The following is an 18,450-nucleotide window of genomic DNA, read 5'->3' on the forward strand; positions in this document are numbered from 1 at the left end:
CTGAACGTGAAGTTTCCCGAAGTTTTACGAACCGATTACGTCATAGGCGTCGAGCGCCGCAACGGCTCGATCATGGACTTCGGAGACCAGTTCCGGCGGATGAAGGACCCGAACGCCCTCACCGAATCCCAACACCAGCCTTGCCATCCATTCAAGTGTTCCGAAACTCATCGTCGCCTCGACCGACCCGTCGTCGTTCACGTGCTCGACGTCCAACGGGTAGTAGTCGAGCATCCACACCCACTCTTTGGTGATGAACAACCGCGCTTCCGGAAGGGAACCGTCGCCGCTGAACAATTCGAGATTCGAATCCTCCTCGAGGGCCTGCGGCGGCGGGTCGGCGGGCTCGTCGAGTTGGACGGCGGCGTCGATCCGATCGAATCTGAACAACCGCACGCCCTCGGCTTGACGGCACCACGCCTGGAGGTAGCTGTAGTTGTCGACCAACACGATACGAACGGGGTCGACGATGCGCTCGGAGACCGCGTCGCGCGAGGCGGAGTAATACGTCAATCGCAGGGCGGTCTTGTCTGCGAGCGCGGCTCTGACCGTCGCTGCTATCGGGTCTTCGGCGATGTCCGGCGCCGGCGATGTGTCCCGGTCCTGACCGATGGCTCGTGCCGCGGCCGAGCCTGCTGCGTCCTCGATCTTCGCGATGGCACGCTGCGCCGAGGACGGATCGACCATGCCGGGCATTTCCACCAAGGACCGCAGGGCGATCAGCAACGCCGTCGCCTCCGTCGAGGTGAGGCGCAACGGGCGATCGATCCCGGCCGAGAACGTGACCTCGATACTTTCCTCGGAGAAGGACAGGTCGATGAGATCACCGGGACCGTAACCGGGCAGTCCGCACACCCACAGTTGATTGAGGTCGGTCATCAGTTGAGTGGTGCTGACACCGAGCTCCTCGGCGGCCTCGGCGGGACTGATGCCAGGATTTGCGATGAAGTACGGCACGAGGTTGAGCAGCCGTGCCAACCGCGACGACAGTCGATTGCTCATCAGTGGTCCCCCTGTCCATTGCCGGTGATCGGGCTCGCCGCGGCGGCGCGCAGCTTCGCGACGACCTCAGCACGCAAATCCGGTGGGTCCAGCACCAATGCGTCCAACCCGTGACCGGCGATCAACCGAGCGGTCCATTCCCAGGATCGGACGGGGATGGCCAGCACGCTGCCGTCGCGATCGGTCAACCGCCGTTCGGACGACGACGTCGCAAGCCGCCGAAGCTCATGGGCGCGGCCGTCTGCGACCCACACCGTAGCCGTCCCGGTCACGACGCCCGAACCGGTCACGCGATCGACGACCTCGCGAAGGTCGACACCTTCAGGTTTGTGAACCGAACCGGCCGGGCCGAACTCCCTGACGTCGTCACCGATCCGTGAGAGCCGGAAGGTCCTCACCGCATCACGGTCGACGTCGTGCCCGACCAGGTACCACTTGCCGTTGTGCGTGACGACGCCCCACGGCTCGACGGTGCGTTCGGTGAACGGTTCGTTCAATGCGCCGCGGTGCTGAAAATGAACTGCTCGGCCGGCGTCGACCGCTGCAAGAAGCTTGCCGAGCGCGGGCTCCGAACCGCGAGTGCGTGCCGGAATCGCGGTGACCGGGGCGGCACTGACTTCTGAGTCGACCTGGACGCCGGCCGCTCGGAGTTTGAGTAGTGCACTCTGGGCTGCCGAAATCAGTTCCGGCGACTCCCACAACTGCACTGCGACGGCGACAGCAGCAGATTCCTCGCTGGTGAGGTCCACGTCCGGAAGCTCGTAGGCATTGCGATTGATCCGATACCCCTCGACGGTCGAGAAACGTCCTGCCAGACCGGTTTCCAACGGGACACCCAGGTCACGAAGTTCGTTCTTGTCGCGCTCGAACATGCGACTGAACGCTTCGTAGTTCGCGGAATCGTTGTACCCGGCCACACTGTCACGGATTTTCTCCGCCGTGAGGAACTGTCTGGTGGACAGCAACGCGATCACCAGGTTCATCAACCGCTCGATTTTTGATGTCGCCACGCCGAAATCCTAGTGGCTATCCGATAACCGAACGCGCGCCGGACACTTTCGTGCCCGGCGCGTCGCCGCAAAACAGACCTGCTGTGTTGTAAATCGTGAAATTGGGTGACCTACATCGAAGCGATCAAACGCTCGACACGCTCGTCGACGGAGCGGAACGGGTCCTTGCACAGCACCGTTCTCTGTGCCTGATCGTTGAGCTTGAGGTGAACCCAGTCGACTGTGAAGTCCCGGCCTGCTGCCTGGGCTGCGGTGATGAAGTCGCCCCGCAATTTGGCGCGCGTGGTCTGCGGCGGATTCTCGACGGCGTCGTCGATCGTCTCGTCCTCGGTGACCCGCTTGACCAAGCCCTTGCGCTGGAGAACGTCGAAGACGCCCCGGCCGCGTTTGATGTCGTGGTAAGCCAAGTCGAGCTGCGCGATCTTGGGATCGGACAGGTCGAAACCGTGACGGTCCTGGTATCGCTGGAACAGCTTGCGCTTGATGACCCAGTCGATCTCCGTGTCGACCTTCGCAAAATCCTGAGCTTCGACGGCGTCGAGGGTGCGACCCCAGAGATCGACAACCTGCTCCACCTGCGGGTCCGGTTCGCGGTTACGCAGATGTTCGACCGCCTTGGCGTGGTACTCGCGCTGAATATCGAGGGCACTGGCCTGACGTCCACCAGCAAGGCGAACCGGCTTTTTACCGGTCACGTCGTGACTGACCTCGCGGATGGCACGAATCGGGTTGTCCAGCGCGAAATCGCGGAACGACACCCCGGCTTCGATCATCTCGAGCACCAGTGCGGCAGAACCGACCTTGAGCATCGTCGTCGTTTCGGCCATGTTCGAATCGCCGACGATCACGTGCAGGCGGCGGTACTTCTCGGCGTCCGCATGCGGTTCGTCGCGGGTGTTGATGATCGGACGCGAGCGAGTGGTAGCCGACGAGACGCCCTCCCAGATGTGTTCCGCGCGCTGCGAGAGGCAGAACGTCGCGGCCTTCGGAGTCTGCAGTACCTTTCCGGCGCCGCAGATCAACTGGCGCGTGACGAGGAACGGCAACAAGACATCCGAAATGCGGGAGAACTCACCGGCGCGCGCGACGAGAAAGTTCTCGTGGCAGCCGTACGAGTTTCCGGCCGAGTCGGTGTTGTTCTTGAAGAGATAGATGTCGCCACCAATACCCTCCTCGGCGAGTCTCGCCTCGGCGTCGATCAGCAGTTCTTCGAGCACACGCTCACCGGCACGGTCGTGATTGACCAGCTGGATGAGGCTGTCGCACTCGGCCGTCGCGTACTCCGGGTGCGAACCCACATCCAGGTACAAGCGAGCTCCGTTACGGAGGAAGACGTTGGAGCTGCGACCCCACGACACGACACGACGGAAGAGGTAACGAGCAACCTCGTCGGGGCTCAGTCTCCTGTGCCCGTGAAAGGTGCAGGTAACGCCGAATTCCGTCTCGATACCCATGATTCGTCTCTGCACACTTCGACAGTACAACCAGAATGCGAGGTTCACCCGTGTACTTCGATCGCGTCGTAAGTCACGACTCGACAACGTCGGGCGGCAGCATAGTGTGACGGTGTGAGCCTTATTCGCCGAAAAGTTGTCCGAAGCGACGTCAAAGTCATGGAAAGCACTGGAGCACTGCGCCCTTCCGTGCTCGACCCGACCATGCGGTTTCTCTCCAGAGCCGCCGATCACGGCGTTTTGTGGATGGTTGTCGCCGCCTTGCTCGCGATGATCGGCGGGCGGCCCCGTAGGGCAGCAGCACGCGGGCTGCTCGCACTGGCCGGTTCCAGCGCGCTGGCCAACGGCATACTCAAGCCCCTCTTTCCCCGCCGACGCCCACCGGCACGCGTCTGGCTGAGCCCGAAGCGAGGCGTCGACATTCCGACGTCGTCCTCGTTCCCCTCCGGACATTCGTCTTCGGCCGCGGCATTCACCGCGGCAGTGGCCATGGAGTCCCCGGTTGCTGGAGCTGCTCTGGCACCACTGGCCGCAGCAGTGGCGTACTCACGCGTTCACAACGGAGTCCACTGGCCGTCCGACGTCTTCGCAGGCCTCGCGGTCGGCGGTGCTATCGCTGCCGGCACACGTCGTTGGTGGGCGGTGCGGGACGAAGAGCCCGCCGAACTCGGACCCGAGTGCGTGGTTCCCGCGCTCCCGCGCGGAGAAGGCTTGTTGGTCTTCACCAATCCTGGTTCAGGCTCCGAGGACGACGGGATCGTGGAATCGATTCGAGAACTACTACCGGAAGCGATCGTCTACGAGTTCGACGCGGACATCGACTTCGACATGCAGATCGATGCCAAGATCCCCGAGCTCTCGCCGAAAGCGTTGGGTGTATGCGGCGGCGACGGAACAGTGGTCACGGTCGCGACCGCGGCGACAAAGCATGAGCTACCACTTGCGGTTTTTCCCGGCGGAACATTGAACCATTTCGCCCGCGACGTCGGGGCGGTGAATGTCGAGGAGACCGCACAGGCAGTCGAGTCCGGTCAGGCGGCATTCGTCGACCACGCGGTGGTGCGCACGGATTCCGGAGTGACTGCACGGTTTCTCAACACAGCCAGCCTCGGTGGATACCCGGATGCTGTGCGCCTGAGGGAAAAATGGGAACCGCGTTTCGGTAAGTGGCCGGCCGCAGGAGCCGCGATGATCCGGGTTCTCGCAGCGGCGGAGCCGATGACGGTGACCATCGACGGGAAGCGGACCACAATCTGGATGCTGTTCGTCGGAAACGGGCGATACTCCCCCGCCGATCAGGTGCCGATGTCGCGTCCGGAGATGAACCGTGGACTACTCGACGTCCGCTATCTGCGCGCGGACAAGAAATTCTCGCGCTCACGTCTGCTGTTTGCGGCTGCCACAGGAACATTGGGCAGCTCGCGGGTCTACGTTCGCGAACTCGTCTCGTCGATGTCGGTCCGAGTCGCCGATTCACCGGTAGCCATCGCCACCGACGGTGAAGTGGTGGCAGACGCGCGCCGGTTCGATTTCGACACCGAACCGGGCGCGGTGGCCGTCTACCGAGTCACTCAGTAACTCCAGACCTGCAGTAACTCCCAGACCTACGGAGTATCTACGAGGGTGCGTCGCCGTTTGCCGGCGGCGCATCCTCGACTGCTGCCGGAGCTGGAAGCATCTCTTCCAAAACCGTTCCAGCGATCCGTTTGAACGCACGGCGTGGACGATTGCTGTCGAGTACGGCAACCTCGAGTGCACTCACATCGAGAGTTCGTGGTTCCGCCTCAGTGGTTCCGGCCGGTGCCGGGCCGCCCTTTTGGAGCGCCCCGACTGCAATCCGCACTGCGGATTCGAGGTCGAGGTCTCGCTGGTACGACTCGCGCATCGCCGTCACGATCGGTTCGGTCGTGCCGCCCATGACCACGAATTCCTGCTCGTCCGCGATGGATCCGTCGTACGTGATCCGGTAGAGCTGAGCCGGCGTACTGCTTCCGAAGCGACCGATCTCGGCAACACAGATCTCGACCTCGTACGGCTTGGGCTGCTCGGTGAAGATCGTTCCCAGGGTTTGTGCGTACGCATTGGCGAGCGAACGCCCGGTGACGTCCCGACGGTCGTACGAGTACCCACGCATGTCTGCGTGGACGATGCCCGCGCGGCGCAGATTCTCGAACTCGTTGTACTTGCCCACTGCCGCGAATCCGAGACGGTCGTACAGTTCGCTGACCTTGTGCAGAGCACGCGACGGGTTCTCGGCGACAAAGAGCACTCCGTCGCGGTAGGTGAGAACGACGACGCTGCGCCCGCGGGCAATTCCCTTGCGCGCCAATTCCGAACGATCGCGCATGATCTGTTCGGCTGATGCGTAGTACGGCATCGTCATAGCGCAGACTCCCCTTCCGGACTCGCGGTCGCCGTGCGAGCCGCGACGATCTCCCTGGCGATCTCGGCAGCCCTGGTGGGCGACAACTCCACAGCGCCGGCCGAGGTGATGGTGACCGCCGTCGGATAGATCCCTCGTGTCAGATCAGGACCACCGGTAGCCGAATCGTCATCTGCCGCGTCGTAGAGCGCCTCGACGGCGAACCGAAGCGCGGTGTCCTCGTCGATTCCCGGTGAATACAGCTTCTTGAGCGCCGATTTCGCGAACAGGGAGCCGGATCCGACTGCGTGATAGCCCGCGCGCTCCTCGTATCGCCCACCGACGACGTCGTAGGAGACGATGCGACCGGCGGTGGACGGATCGACCGCGTCCAGGTCGTAACCCACGAGCAGTGGCACAACCGCCAAACCTTGCATCGCTGCTCCGAGATTTCCTCGAACCATCGACGAAAGTCGATTGGCCTTGCCGTCGAACGTGAGTGGGACGCCTTCGATCTTCTCGTAATGTTCGAGCTCGACCGCGAAGAGCCGGACCAGTTCGATTGCGATCCCGGCCGTACCGGCAATACCCGCAGCCGAGTAGTCGTCCGTGACGTACACCTTCTGCACGTCACGGCTGGCGATGAGATTGCCCATCGTCGCTCGGCGATCACCCGCGAGCAGAACACCACCCGCATAGCTGATCGCGACGATGGTGGTGCCGTGCGGAGCTACGTCTCCCCCGCCCATGACAACACCTCCTGTGTCGGCGAAGCGGTTCTGCGGAAGATGCTCCGGTGCATGCACCCGAAGGTATTCCGAGAATGACGACAGATTCGAGCCGAAGCTCAACCGTGTGTCCCCGTCTGTGATCCGGGGCGCGCGATCCACCGTCACTGGCCGCCCTTCTGGACGTAGGCACGGACGAAGTCCTCGGCGTTCTCTTCCAACACGTCGTCGATCTCGTCGAGCAGGTCGTCGGTTTCTGCAGCGAGCTTCTCGCGACGTTCCTGGCCGGCACTGCCGTCGCCACCAGTGGTTTCGTCGTCTTCGCCGCCACCGGCACGCTGCGTCTGTTCTTGAGCCATCGCCGTCGACCTCCTTGTGTGAAGGGAGCTCTCGCGAGCATCCTGTTCGGCCCAGCAGAGTCGGTAACTGATCCCGCTCGGACCTTCACCCTACCGAGCGGCACCGTCAGGTGTGGAGAGACGCGACGGCGAGCCGCATCGGCTGATTTCAGTGAGTGAGCTGATCAACCAGTTCCGCGGCGCTGTCCACGGAGTCGAGCAACGCTCCGACGTGCGCTTTGGTACCTCGAAGCGGCTCGAGGGTGGGGATACGGATCAACGATTCACCGCCGAGATCGAAGATGACCGAATCCCAGCTCGCGGCCGCGATATCGGCCCCGAATCGGCGTAGGCACTCGCCCCGGAAGTATGCGCGAGTGTCGGTGGGAGGGTTCGTGACCGCGTCGAGAACCTGCTGTTCGGTGACAAGCCGCTCCATGGAGCCGCGAGCAACCAGGCGGTTGTACAGGCCCTTGTCGAGTCGCACGTCGGAGTACTGCAGATCCACCAGATGCAATCGCGGCGCCGACCACGCGAGTCCCTCACGATTGCGGAACCCTTCGAGCAGACGCAGTTTGGCCGGCCAGTCGAGGATGTTCGCGCACTCCATGGGATCGCGCTCGAGGAGATCGAGAACCATCGCCCACTTGGCGACGATATCGTCCGCTCGCGGATCACGATCGGTCTCACGGTCGAGGAACTTCGAGACACGTTCGAGGTAAATGCGTTGCAGCGCAAGCCCTGTCAGTTCACGTCCGTCGGCCAGCGCAACGGTCTTGCGCAGAGTGGGGTCGTGACTGATGTGGTGGACGGCCGTGACCGGACGCGCCAGTTGCAGATCGGTGAGGTCGACACCTGCCTCGATCAGGTCGAGTACCAGCGCCGTTGTTCCAACCTTGAGGTACGTCGACATCTCCGCGAGGTTCGCGTCACCGATGATGACGTGCAGGCGGCGATACTTGTCCGCATCCGCGTGCGGTTCGTCGCGGGTGTTGATGATTCCGCGCTTGAGAGTGGTCTCGAGGCCTACTTCGACCTCGATGTAGTCGGATCGCTGCGAAAGCTGGAATCCGGCCTCGTCGCCGGACTGACCGAGACCCACACGACCGGAACCGCAGATCACCTGCCGGGACGCGAAAAACGGCGTCAATCCGGTCACGATCGAGGCGAACGGGGTCTCACGTGAGCAGAGGTAGTTCTCGTGCGTGCCGTACGAGGCACCCTTGCCGTCGACGTTGTTCTTGTACAGCTGCAGCCGTGGCGCACCCGGCACGCTGGATGCGTGCCGCGCAGCCGCTTCCATGACGCGTTCGCCGGCCTTGTCCCAGATCACGGCGTCGAGCGGGTCGGCGACCTCGGGCGCCGAATACTCCGGATGGGCGTGATCGACGTACAACCGTGCCCCGTTGGTGAGAATCATGTTCGCGGCGCCGATCTCGTCCGCGTCGATCACCGGCGCGGGACCGCTCATTCGCCCCAGATCGAAGCCTCGGGCATCTCGCAGCGGAGATTCGACCTCGTAATCCCAGCGTGTGCGCTTGGCCCGAGGCACGCCCGCTGCGGCGGCGTAGGCAAGCACCGCCTGGGTTGAAGTGAGAATCGGATTCGCCGACGGCTCACTGGGTGAAGATATTCCGTATTCGACCTCGACACCGATGATCCGCTGCATGACACAAGAGCCTATGTGATTGCGGCGCGGCACCCACAGGCGTGGCACAGTTGGAGGAATGCACCAACCTCTCACCGCAGACCTGAATCCCGCGGACGAGGTAGTCGCCGTGTACGACCGGACGGGTAATCCGATCGGCCGAGCACCACGTTCCGTCGTCTACTCGGGTGGGCTCTGGCACGCGAGTGCGGGCGTCCTGGTTCGTACCGGGGACGGCTCCCGCATATACGTCCATCGCCGAACCGACACGAAAGCGGTGTTCGGGGGCTATCACGACTGTCTTGCCGGAGGTGTCGTCGATCCAGGTGAGACGCCGCAGGAAACTGCGATCCGTGAAGTCGGTGAAGAACTCGGAATCTTCGGAACGGCAGACCAGCCACTCCGACTGACGGAGATCGCTCGAAAATCCTGGGACGGCGAGTGGAACAACTCTCCGTTGCGCTGTCACCTGTTTGCGTTCGAACTCAGATACGACGGGCCGATGGCACATCAGCCCAGCGAGATCGCCGAAGGTTGGTGGTGGACGCCGAAAGAACTCGGCGCCCACCTGCAGGACCCGTCGTGGCCGTTCGTTCCGGACTCACGCGCGCTGCTGGCCGACTATTGCTGGAGCTGAACACCGCTGGGACTGAACACCGCTGGGACTGAACACTGGTGGGACCTGTGATCAGCCCGGGGTGATCGCCGAGAGCCAAGCAGCGAACGCGCTGGGGTTGCGGGTCTGCGCGAGAACGCGTCCTGGGCCGGTGAAGTCGAAGACAAATCCTTCACCGGACTTCATCGACTGAATGGTGCGCCCCTGAACGGCGCGCCGCATGTTGAAATTCATGCCGAGGTCGTAGGCGACCACGTGACCGGTATCGATCGTGACTGTCTCGCCTGGCTGCAAGTCGATGACGTCGATCGCGCCGTAGACGGCCAGCACTACTTCACCGTCGCCACTTGCCCGCAGGCCGAAGCCTCCCTCACCGCCGAAGAGGTTGGACATGCCGCCCCACTTGGACTCGACCGTCACACCGTAGGAGTTGGCCAACCAGGTTCCACGGTTGAGGAAGAACGGGCGATCAGAGGTGATGGTCAGCGGGATCAGATCTCCGGGAAGCACACCAGTCACGTCGACCCAACCACCTTGCGGCGGAGCGGTATACGTCGTGACGAAAAATGATTCGCCGCTCAGCATCGACCGCTTGAGTCCCTGCAGGACGCCGCCCTGCGCCTTCGCTTCGAGAACTACGCCGGCAGAATGCGCGAGCATCGCCCCGCTCTCCACGCGCAGCGGTTCGCCGGGCGCGAGGTAGCAGCGAGCGACAGTGGACGACGGATTGTGTCGAAGATGTATCTGCACGGCGGGACTCTAAACCAGCGCGACCGACCGGTCCAATCGCAACGAAGTCAACGGCAGCGACGCAGAGATCGGGCCGACAACTCTCGCGGAGTGGCCGGCCCGATCGATCTTCGTTTCGCTACAGGTACTGGCCCGTGTTCGACTCTGTGTCGATCGCGCGGCTGGCACTGGCGTTCTTGCCGGTGACGAGAGTGCGGATGTAGACGATCCGCTCACCCTTCTTGCCCGAAATACGTGCCCAGTCATCAGGATTGGTGGTGTTGGGCAGATCCTCGTTCTCGGCGAACTCGTCGACGATGGAATCGAAGAGGTGCTGCACACGCAAGCCCGGAGCACCGGTGTCGAGTACCGACTTGATCGCGTACTTCTTGGCGCGGTCGACGATGTTCTGGATCATCGCACCCGAGTTGAAGTCCTTGAAGAACAGAACTTCCTTGTCGCCGTTGGCGTAGGTGACCTCGAGAAAACGATTCTCTTCGCTCTCCGCGTACATGCGATCGACGACGCGAACGATCATCGCCTTCAAGCAGGCGGTGCGATCGCCACCGAACTCGGCGAGGTCGTCCGCATTGATCGGCAGACCGTCCACCAGGTACTTCGAGAAGATGTCCTGAGCGGATTCCGCGTCGGGGCGCTCGATCTTGATCTTCACATCCAGTCGGCCGGGACGCAGGATGGCCGGGTCGATCATGTCCTCACGGTTGGACGCGCCGATGACGATGACGTTCTCGAGCCCTTCCACGCCGTCGATCTCGCTGAGCAGCTGCGGAACAACCGTTGTCTCGACGTCGGAGGAGACTCCCGAACCACGGGTACGGAAGATCGAGTCCATCTCGTCGAAGAAGACGATCACCGGAGTGCCCTCGGACGCCTTCTCACGAGCACGCTGGAAGATCATCCGAATGTGACGCTCGGTTTCGCCGACGAACTTGTTCAGAAGTTCCGGGCCCTTGATGTTCAGGAAGTAGGACTTGGCGTCCTTGCTGTCCTGACCGCGGGCTTCTGCGATCTTCTTGGCCAACGAGTTGGCGACGGCCTTGGCGATGAGCGTCTTGCCGCAACCAGGCGGACCGTAGAGCAGTACACCCTTCGGCGGCCTCAGCGAGTACTCGTGGAACAGATCCTTGTGGAGGAACGGGAGTTCGACGGCATCACGGATCTGCTCGATCTGACGCCCGAGACCACCGATGTCGTCGTAGTGAACGTCCGGAACTTCCTCGAGAACCAGATCTTCGACCTCGGCCTTCGGGATGCGCTCGAAGGCGTACCCGGCCTTGGTGTCGACGAGCAACGAGTCGCCCGGACGCAGTTTCCTGGTCGGAGAATCGGCGTCGTACGCGATGATGTCGGCTTCGGGGTCGGCGAAGACGGCTGCCAACGGCGCTGCGAGCCAGACGATGCGCTCTTCGTCGGCATGACCGACCACCAGTGCGCGCAAGCCGTCGTCGAGTACCTCACGGAGCGTGCTGATCTCACCGACCTGCTCGTAGGTGCCGGCCTCGACGATGGTGAGTGCCTCGTTGAGGCGAACCGTCTGCCCGAGGGCGAGGGTGTCCGTGTCGATGTTCGGTGAGCACGTCAACCGCATCTTGCGACCCGACGTGAACACGTCGACGGTCTTGTCCTCGTGTACCGAGAGAAGGACTCCGTAACCGCTCGGCGGTTGACCGAGTCTGTCGACTTCTTCACGAAGCGCGATGAGCTGCTGACGGGCCTCTTTGAGGGTGTCCATCAACTTGCTGTTTCGGATGGACAACGAGTCCACCTTCGACTCCAGCTCACGCACCTGCTCCGGCGATTGTGCAAGTTGTCGGCGCAATACTTGTGCTTCCACTCGTAGCGCGTGGAGTTCTTCTGCTGCCGCAACCGAATCCGGGTTCTCTGTCGAGCTCATGTGCGTCTCCTCCCAGTGCGATCCATCAACGCTACCGGCATAAGGCCCCAACTGTCGCCAGACACGGTGCGCGAGTGCGAATTCACACCTGCGCGCGGACCGTGCCGACTGGTCTCGAGCCAGAATTTGGTCATGTTAGCCTTGCCTACAAGATGGAGACAGCGCCTGTCTCTCTTTACAACGAAAGGTAACGCTGTGATCATCCGCAAGACTCTCATCAGCGCTTGTGCTGTCGCTGCCGTCCTGACCATGGGTGCATGCAGCTCGGACGACAACAAGGATTCGACGGCTGCAAGTTCGACTTCCGCCGCCGCCTCGAGCACCACAGCCAAGGCCTCGGCTTCCGCCACGACGTCAGCTGCCGCTGCCGCAGCGGCTCCGACGGCCGAGGAGCTCAACGCTTCGCTCGTCGCTCTCATCGATCCGGCCAAGCCGATCGAGGAGAAGACCGCTCTGGTGGTCGACGGAACCAAGCGTCAGGCCAACATCGAGACGATGAGTGCTGCACTGGGCGGTAACCCGGCCTACGCGATCACGTTCAACGTGGACAACGTCAAGGTCGACGGTCAGACCGCAACTGCAGACGTCGCCGTCGTCAGCCCGCACGGCGCCGCCCCGGCCACCCCGTGGACCTGGGAGCTCGAAGACGGCTCCTGGAAGCTGTCCGACACCTCGGCTTGCGTGCTCCTGGAAATGGGCCGCGCGTCCTGCACCGCATAATTTCCAGCTACGACAAGAGCGGCGATCCGGATACCGGATCGCCGCTCTTGTTGTTTTCGTGTGACTACTTGGCCGCGGTGTTCGAGCCCTTGCCCGCACGCCGCTGCGGCTTCGGGGTGACAGTTCCTTCGGCGAGACGACGAGCGCTCACGAGGAACGCGGTGTGGCCTTGCATCCGATGTTCGGGGCGCACCGCCAATCCGACGACGTGCCAACCGCGCACGATCGATTCCCACGAGCGTGGCTCGGTCCAGCATTCCTGCTCGCGCATCGCCTCGACGACCTTCGAGAGCTGAGTAACGGTCGCGACGTAGACGATCAACACGCCGCCCGGCACGAGTGCCTTCGAGACGGCGGGCAGGACGTCCCACGGGGCCAGCATGTCGAGGACGACGCGATCGACCTTGCCTCCGTGCGCTTCCGGATCGAACTCGGCGAGATCGGCGATGGTCAGTTCCCAGTTCGGCGGACGTTCCCCGAAGAAGGTCTCGACGTTGCGAACCGCATGTTCGGCATGATCGTCGCGGACCTCGTAGGAGATGACCTTGCCCTCGGGTCCGACGGCACGCAGCAGCGAACATGTCAGTGCGCCGGAGCCGGCTCCGGCCTCGAGCACGCGTGCTCCTGGGAACACGTCGCCTTCGTGGACGATCTGAGCTGCGTCCTTCGGGTAGATGACCTGGGCACCGCGCGGCATGGACAGCACGTAGTCCACCAGCAGGGGGCGCAGTGCGAGATAGGGCGTGCCGTTGACCGACTTGACGACGCTGCCCTCGTCGGCACCGATCAGATCGTTGTGAACGATTCCGCCCTTGTGGGTGTGGTATTCGCGGTTCGCCTCGAGAACGATCGTGTAGTGGCGTCCCTTGCCGTCGGTCAGCTGTACTCGGTCGCCGACGCGGAACGGGCCTGACGGCCGCTTGCCCGGCGCAGTGAGATCAGCTTCTGGAAGCTCTTGTTCGGGAATCTCGGCGACAGCGGACTGCACAACCTCATCCACTTCGGTCGTGCCTTCTTCTGGTTGCAGCTCGTTCGCCATGCGCAGATGATCCCTGTTCGCTTGTTTCCGGTGTCCTCGCCACCGGCTCCGACGGAGTTGTCGGACCAACCGCATAGCCTGCCAGGTGTGAGCTCTGTCGAATTGCCAACCCCCACTCCAACGGGTGCAACATCACACGAGCGCCCGCGTAGTCGGCCGGCGCTCTCTCCGTCTCGGGCGGGTGACTACAAACAATGCCCCCTGCTCTATCGCTTCCGAGCAGTCGACAGAATTCCGGAAACGCCAACCAGAGCCCAGGTCAGAGGCACCGTCGTACACGCGGCACTGGAAGCACTGTTTGCACTCCCGACCGGTCACCGGGTTCCGGATCGCGCAGCCGAACTCGTCCGTCCCGCGTGGGAACGTGTCAGTGCCGAGTCTCCCGAGGCCGCTGACCTTGTTCCGGAGGGCGAGCTGGATTCGTTCCTCGACGAAGTCGGCAAGCTCGTCGCGACGTACTACACGCTCGAAGATCCCACTCGATTCGATGCCGAGGCGTGCGAGGTCTACGTCGAGACCGAATTGGAGAACGGCGTTCGACTCCGCGGCTTCGTCGACCGGATAGACGTTGCACCGACGGGTGAGGTGCGGGTGGTCGACTACAAGACCGGAAAAGCGCCTCGCGAGTTCACCGAATCCAAGGCGCTCTTCCAGATGAAGTTCTACGCGCTCGTACTGCTGCGCACTCGCGGAATCGTTCCCGCACAACTGCGCCTGATCTATCTGGCCTCCGGCTCGATTCTCACGTACGCCCCGGATCACGACGAGCTCATCCGATTCGAGCGAACCCTCTCCGCCATCTGGAAAGCGATCCTCGCAGCAGGTGCGACCGGAGACTTCAGACCCAAGCCTGGCAAACTGTGCGACTGGTGCGATCACAAGTCACTGTGCCCCTCGTTCGGCGGAACACCTCCGCCCTATCCAGGTTGGCCGGACCTGCTGAGCACCGAACCTGTTGCCGCAAAGGAGAATTCATAACATGACGGACAGTTCGTACTACCGCTACCTCGGAACGACGGAGGAAGGGCACGAGCGGTTCGCGAGCACGCAGGCAACTGTCAGCATCTGGGGCCCGACACTGCAGCACGGCGCTCCCCCGTCGGCGCTGTTGGTACGAGCCCTCGAGCGGTGCGGTGCGCGCGACGAAACCCGTCTGACGCGCGTCGTCGTCGAGATTCTCGGACCGATTCCGATTGCCGACCTCGAAGTCCGGTCCTGGATCGAACGACCCGGTCGCCGAATCGAATTGATCGTCGCCGAACTGTGGGCAACCACCGCCGACGGATCTGCACGCGCGGTTGCGCGCGGTACGGCGTGGCGGATGGAGACGGTGGATACCGGCGACGTCGTCCACGTAGTCGATCCCCCGCTCGAACCCCGCGACAGCGGCACCCCGGGCGTTCTCGAGGGTCTGTGGAGCGTCGGCTATCTCAAGACCCTCGACTGGTCCTGGATTGCTCCGATCGGGTGCGTGGGAACCGGGAAGGTATGGGCGCGCCCCAAGCCAGAGCTGGTCGAGGGTGAGAAGATGTCTGCTCTCGAGCGTTTGTTCGCGGTGGCCGACATCTCAAACGGGGTCGGCGCCAAGCTCGACCCGGAGCACTGGACGTTCCTCAACACAGATCTCACGGTGCATATCTTCCGTGTGCCCGAGGGAGAGTGGGTCGGTGTCGCCGCCGAAACCACAACGGGTCCGGACGGCGTCGGCATGTGTGCGGGCGTGCTCTACGACGAGCAGGGTGCCGTGGGCCGTATCGCCCAGACTTTGCAGATTCGCGCCCGTTCCTGATTTCCAGGAACGGGCGCGAATGCGCGTAAATCTATTCAGGCAGTGATCAGAAAGCGCGTACCGAGCGGATGTTCGACGCGAGGATGGCCTTGGCACCGAGTTCGGCCAAGGCATCCATCACCTGGTTGTGTCCCTTGATCGGGACCATCGCGCGAACCGCGACCCAGTCGGGATCGGCCAACGGCGAGAGGGTCGGCGATTCCATACCCGGAGTCATCTTGATGGCGTCGTCGAGGATGGTGCGCGGGCAGTCGTAGTCGATCATCAGATTCTGCTGCGCGAAGACAATTCCGCGTACGCGTTCGATGAGCTGGTTGCGTGCGGGATCGTCCTGCGGAGCGCCGGTGCGCTCGATCAGGACACCTTCGGAATCGCAGAGCGATTCACCGAAAGCCACGAGGTTGTGTTGGCGGAGAGTACGGCCCGACCCGACCACGTCGGCGATCGCGTCGGCGACGCCGAGCTGAATCGAGATTTCCACTGCTCCGTCGAGACGGATGACGGTGGCGTCGAGTCCGCGATCTGTGAGGTCCTTACGGACCAGGTTCGGGTACGACGTTGCAATGCGCAGGCCGGACAGATCCTCGACGGCCCAGTCCTTGCCGGCCGGTGCTGCGTAACGGAACGACGAACGGCCGAAGCCCAGTGACAGACGCTCGGATACGGGAGCACCCGAGTCGCCGGCGAGATCACGACCGGTGATGCCGAGATCCAGCTCACCGGAGCCGACGTAGATCGCAATGTCCTTGGGGCGCAAGAAGAAAAACTCGACCTGATTGGCCGGATCGAGGACTGTCAGATCACGGGAATCGGTGCGTCGACGGTAACCGGCCTCGCTGAGAATTTCGGCGGCGGACTCGGACAGTGAGCCTTTGTTGGGAACTGCTACGCGCAGCATGGTGGATGTCCTTTCGGAAGGTGTGGGTGACGTGAGACGACATGAATCGGAAGCCCTGGACGAGCGAGACGGAGTACATCTCGCTGGTCAGCTCCGATCACAGATGTCGGTACACGTCCTCGAGGGTCAGTCCGCGACCGACCATCAACACCTGCGTCCAGTACAGCAGCTGGGAAATTTCCTCGGCTAGCTGCTCATCGCTCTGGTATTCCGCAGCGATCCACACTTCACCGGCTTCCTCGATGACCTTTTTGCCCTGAGCATGCACACCGGCGTCGAGGGCGGCGACAGTGCCGGACCCCTCGGGGCGAGTAGCAGCGCGCTCGGTCAATTCGGCGAACAAGGATTCGAAGGTCTTCACGGGTAGCTATTCTTTCACGAGGACGGAAGCGGTTTTCACACGCCCACGAACAGCGGTGTTCACAGGCCTGCGTCGAGGCTGCGCGAACTCACGAACCTGCGGGTCTGCCCGGTGATCGGATCCGGGTACTCCAACGCTCGCGCCAACAATCGCAACGGAGTCGAGAAGTCACCGGGCACTGCGGGCAGATACTCCGGATAGTAGTTGTCACCGACGATCGGGACGCCCAGCGAGTTGAGGTGCAGCCGAAGCTGATGGGTCCGGCCGGTCCGTGGGAGCAACCTGTATCGCCCGAGCGTCCGGCCGGCCGAGTCGGTGATCACCTCGATCAGTTCGATCGAGGTCTCACTGTTCGGCTCGCCCGCGATTTCGGTAGCCGTCATCTCGCCGTGAACTTTGTTGATGCGGCTGCGCACCGTGCGAGGGAAAGTCAGTTCCGGATCGAAGCCCGCAATCGCCTCGTACTCCTTGACGATCCGCTGCTCGGCAAAAAGTTCCTGGTACGGCCGTCGTAGGTCCGGTGTCACGGTGAACACGATGACACCCGCCGTCATCCGGTCGAGGCGGTGAACTGGCGCAAGATCCGGAAGGTCCAGGTCACGACGCAGGCGCACGACTGCGCTTTCGACGATGTGCGCTCCCCGTGGAATGGTCGCCAGGAAGTGCGGTTTGTCGATCACGAGAATCGAGTCGTCGCGGTACAAGATCTCGATCTCGTGCGGAACCGGAATCTCGGGGGCCGGCTCGCGGTAGAAGTACACGAACCGGGTCGGCTGATAGGGCGTTCGGCTCGTGATCTTCCGCCCGTGCTCGTCGACGACGTCCCCGGCGCTGACGAGGTCCGCCCACAGGTCCCGCTCCCCGGGATGCTCGCCGACCAGGTGCTCGAGGACGGTCCGCGCCGACGACTCCGCCGGCATCCGCAGCCGGTCAGGTCCGAGACCGTTTCGGATCGGCAACGGAGCCTTGGGCACAGCTCAGTCCTGCTCGAGGTCTGGTGAACAACTCTCGCAGAGCAATTCGAGGGTTCGGCCGTCGCCGTCGATCCGGTTGCGGTACCGCGGGGTCGGAGTACCACAATCGACACACACGCCGAGTGTCTTGGCTTCGGATGAAAACTCGATGTTCATCCGCTTGTCGAACACGTACAGGGAACCGTCCCAGAGGCCGCGGTCGCCGAAAGTCTCGCCGTAACGGACGATTCCGCCGTCCAACTGATAGACCTCGTCGAAGCCACGTGAGCGCATCAGCGAAGACAACACCTCACAGCGCACTCCGCCGGTGCAGTACGTGACCACGGCTTTGCCCTTGAGATGGTCGTATTTGCCACTGTCGAGTTCGTTGACGAAATCCCGAGTGGTGGCGACGTCCGGAACTATCGCATCTCGGAAACGGCCGATCTCGGCTTCGAAGGCATTGCGCCCGTCGAAGAACACGACGTCGTCACCGCGAGTGTCGACGAGTTCGTGTAGTTCCTTGGGCACCAGGTGAACTCCTCCGCCGACCACACCGTTCTCGTCGACTTTCAGCTCGTCGGGGGCACCGAACGTCACGATCTCCGAGCGTGCCTTGACACTCAGACGAGGGAAATCGTTCCCGAGGCCGTCCGACCACTTGATGTCAGCGGTACGGAAGGGTTCGTAACCACGCGTACCACGGACATATCGCTTGACATCCTCGATGTCTCCGCCGACCGTCGCGTTGATCCCGTGCGGCGAGACGATGATCCGGCCCGTCAGGTTGTTGGACTCGGCCAGGCTGTGCTGCCACAGCTTGATCGATTCCGGGTCCGCCAACGGCGTGAACTGGTAGAAGAGAACAATTTTCGGAATAGCCACAGC

The 18,450-nt window shown here is 62.8% G+C and carries 19 protein-coding genes; 5 read left to right on the forward strand and 14 right to left on the reverse strand.

Features of this window, described 5'->3' with window-relative positions; genetic code table 11:
- Nucleotides 1-24: 24 nt before the first annotated feature.
- The 3 genes from EHW12_RS15400 to pafA form a co-directional block, all read right to left on the reverse strand.
- Complete coding sequence (locus EHW12_RS15400; protein WP_030536343.1) at nt 25-1,002, reverse strand: YafY family protein; 978 nt, start codon at nt 1,000-1,002, stop codon at nt 25-27.
- Nucleotides 1,002-2,012 carry a YafY family protein gene (locus EHW12_RS15405; protein ID WP_003944939.1) on the reverse strand — a complete coding sequence of 337 codons (1,011 nt, stop codon included), beginning with the start codon at nt 2,010-2,012 and terminating at the stop codon, nt 1,002-1,004. The genes EHW12_RS15400 and EHW12_RS15405 overlap by 1 nt, the downstream gene beginning before the upstream one ends.
- Before the next feature lie 110 nt (nt 2,013-2,122).
- On the reverse strand, nt 2,123-3,481 hold the full coding sequence (gene pafA, locus EHW12_RS15410) for a Pup--protein ligase (RefSeq protein ID WP_007729869.1): 1,359 nt from the start codon (nt 3,479-3,481) through the stop codon (nt 2,123-2,125).
- 144 nt (nt 3,482-3,625) lie between these two features.
- Between pafA and EHW12_RS15415 the strand changes: the two genes are divergently transcribed.
- Nucleotides 3,626-5,044, forward strand: a complete 1,419-nt coding sequence (locus EHW12_RS15415) for a phosphatase PAP2 family protein (RefSeq protein ID WP_007729871.1) — start codon at nt 3,626-3,628, stop codon at nt 5,042-5,044.
- 37 nt (nt 5,045-5,081) lie between these two features.
- Here the strand turns inward: EHW12_RS15415 and prcA are convergent, their stop codons facing one another.
- The 4 genes from prcA to dop form a co-directional block, all read right to left on the reverse strand.
- Nucleotides 5,082-5,849, reverse strand: coding sequence for a proteasome subunit alpha (prcA, locus tag EHW12_RS15420; protein WP_003945006.1), 768 nt, complete (start codon nt 5,847-5,849; stop codon nt 5,082-5,084).
- The gene (prcB, locus tag EHW12_RS15425) at nt 5,846-6,724 is read right to left on the reverse strand and encodes a proteasome subunit beta (protein ID WP_054187394.1); all 879 of its coding nucleotides are present in this window, start codon (nt 6,722-6,724) and stop codon (nt 5,846-5,848) included. Before prcB ends, prcA begins: the two co-directional genes overlap by 4 nt.
- Complete coding sequence (locus tag EHW12_RS15430; RefSeq protein WP_003944925.1) at nt 6,721-6,915, reverse strand: ubiquitin-like protein Pup; 195 nt, start codon at nt 6,913-6,915, stop codon at nt 6,721-6,723. The genes prcB and EHW12_RS15430 overlap by 4 nt, the downstream gene beginning before the upstream one ends.
- 148 nt (nt 6,916-7,063) lie before the next feature.
- On the reverse strand, nt 7,064-8,563 hold the full coding sequence (gene dop, locus EHW12_RS15435) for a depupylase/deamidase Dop (RefSeq protein ID WP_003944852.1): 1,500 nt from the start codon (nt 8,561-8,563) through the stop codon (nt 7,064-7,066).
- Nucleotides 8,564-8,621: 58 nt separating this feature from the next.
- Here dop and EHW12_RS15440 point away from each other — a divergent pair, with 58 nt between their 5' ends.
- Nucleotides 8,622-9,179 carry an NUDIX domain-containing protein gene (locus EHW12_RS15440; protein WP_007729886.1) on the forward strand — a complete coding sequence of 186 codons (558 nt, stop codon included), beginning with the start codon at nt 8,622-8,624 and terminating at the stop codon, nt 9,177-9,179.
- Nucleotides 9,180-9,230: 51 nt separating this feature from the next.
- Here EHW12_RS15440 and EHW12_RS15445 read toward each other — a convergent pair whose 3' ends face one another.
- The gene (locus EHW12_RS15445; RefSeq protein ID WP_003944961.1) at nt 9,231-9,908 is read right to left on the reverse strand and encodes a TIGR00266 family protein; all 678 of its coding nucleotides are present in this window, start codon (nt 9,906-9,908) and stop codon (nt 9,231-9,233) included.
- A gap of 118 nt (nt 9,909-10,026) precedes the next feature.
- Complete coding sequence (arc, locus tag EHW12_RS15450; RefSeq protein ID WP_003944870.1) at nt 10,027-11,802, reverse strand: proteasome ATPase; 1,776 nt, start codon at nt 11,800-11,802, stop codon at nt 10,027-10,029.
- Nucleotides 11,803-11,997: 195 nt separating this feature from the next.
- Here arc and EHW12_RS15455 point away from each other — a divergent pair, with 195 nt between their 5' ends.
- Nucleotides 11,998-12,522 carry a hypothetical protein gene (locus tag EHW12_RS15455; protein ID WP_003944789.1) on the forward strand — a complete coding sequence of 175 codons (525 nt, stop codon included), beginning with the start codon at nt 11,998-12,000 and terminating at the stop codon, nt 12,520-12,522.
- Between the two features lie 64 nt (nt 12,523-12,586).
- Here the strand turns inward: EHW12_RS15455 and EHW12_RS15460 are convergent, their stop codons facing one another.
- Nucleotides 12,587-13,510, reverse strand: a complete 924-nt coding sequence (locus EHW12_RS15460) for a tRNA (adenine-N1)-methyltransferase (protein WP_007729892.1) — start codon at nt 13,508-13,510, stop codon at nt 12,587-12,589.
- Here EHW12_RS15460 and EHW12_RS15465 point away from each other — a divergent pair.
- Nucleotides 13,478-14,539 (forward strand): RecB family exonuclease, encoded by a 1,062-nt coding sequence (locus tag EHW12_RS15465; protein ID WP_003944992.1) that lies wholly within the window; start codon nt 13,478-13,480, stop codon nt 14,537-14,539. The genes EHW12_RS15460 and EHW12_RS15465 overlap by 33 nt on opposite strands.
- A 1-nt stretch (nt 14,540) precedes the next feature.
- A complete protein-coding gene (locus EHW12_RS15470) occupies nt 14,541-15,350 on the forward strand; it encodes a thioesterase family protein (RefSeq protein WP_003944950.1) in 810 nt (269 codons plus the stop codon).
- A 46-nt stretch (nt 15,351-15,396) separates the two neighbouring features.
- Here EHW12_RS15470 and hisG read toward each other — a convergent pair whose 3' ends face one another.
- From hisG to EHW12_RS15490, 4 genes are all read right to left on the reverse strand, one after another.
- Nucleotides 15,397-16,248, reverse strand: a complete 852-nt coding sequence (hisG, locus tag EHW12_RS15475) for an ATP phosphoribosyltransferase (protein WP_003944905.1) — start codon at nt 16,246-16,248, stop codon at nt 15,397-15,399.
- 97 nt (nt 16,249-16,345) lie between these two features.
- Nucleotides 16,346-16,609, reverse strand: coding sequence for a phosphoribosyl-ATP diphosphatase (locus EHW12_RS15480; RefSeq protein ID WP_003944933.1), 264 nt, complete (start codon nt 16,607-16,609; stop codon nt 16,346-16,348).
- Between the two features lie 59 nt (nt 16,610-16,668).
- Complete coding sequence (locus EHW12_RS15485; protein WP_007729895.1) at nt 16,669-17,583, reverse strand: pseudouridine synthase; 915 nt, start codon at nt 17,581-17,583, stop codon at nt 16,669-16,671.
- A 3-nt stretch (nt 17,584-17,586) separates the two neighbouring features.
- Nucleotides 17,587-18,447: a rhodanese-related sulfurtransferase gene (locus EHW12_RS15490; protein WP_125051094.1), complete on the reverse strand. Its 861-nt coding sequence runs from the start codon at nt 18,445-18,447 to the stop codon at nt 17,587-17,589.
- Nucleotides 18,448-18,450: the final 3 nt, after the last annotated feature.

The sequence above is a fragment of the Rhodococcus sp. NJ-530 genome (assembly GCF_003860625.1).
Classification (GTDB): Bacteria; Actinomycetota; Actinomycetes; order Mycobacteriales; family Mycobacteriaceae; genus Rhodococcus_F; species Rhodococcus_F qingshengii.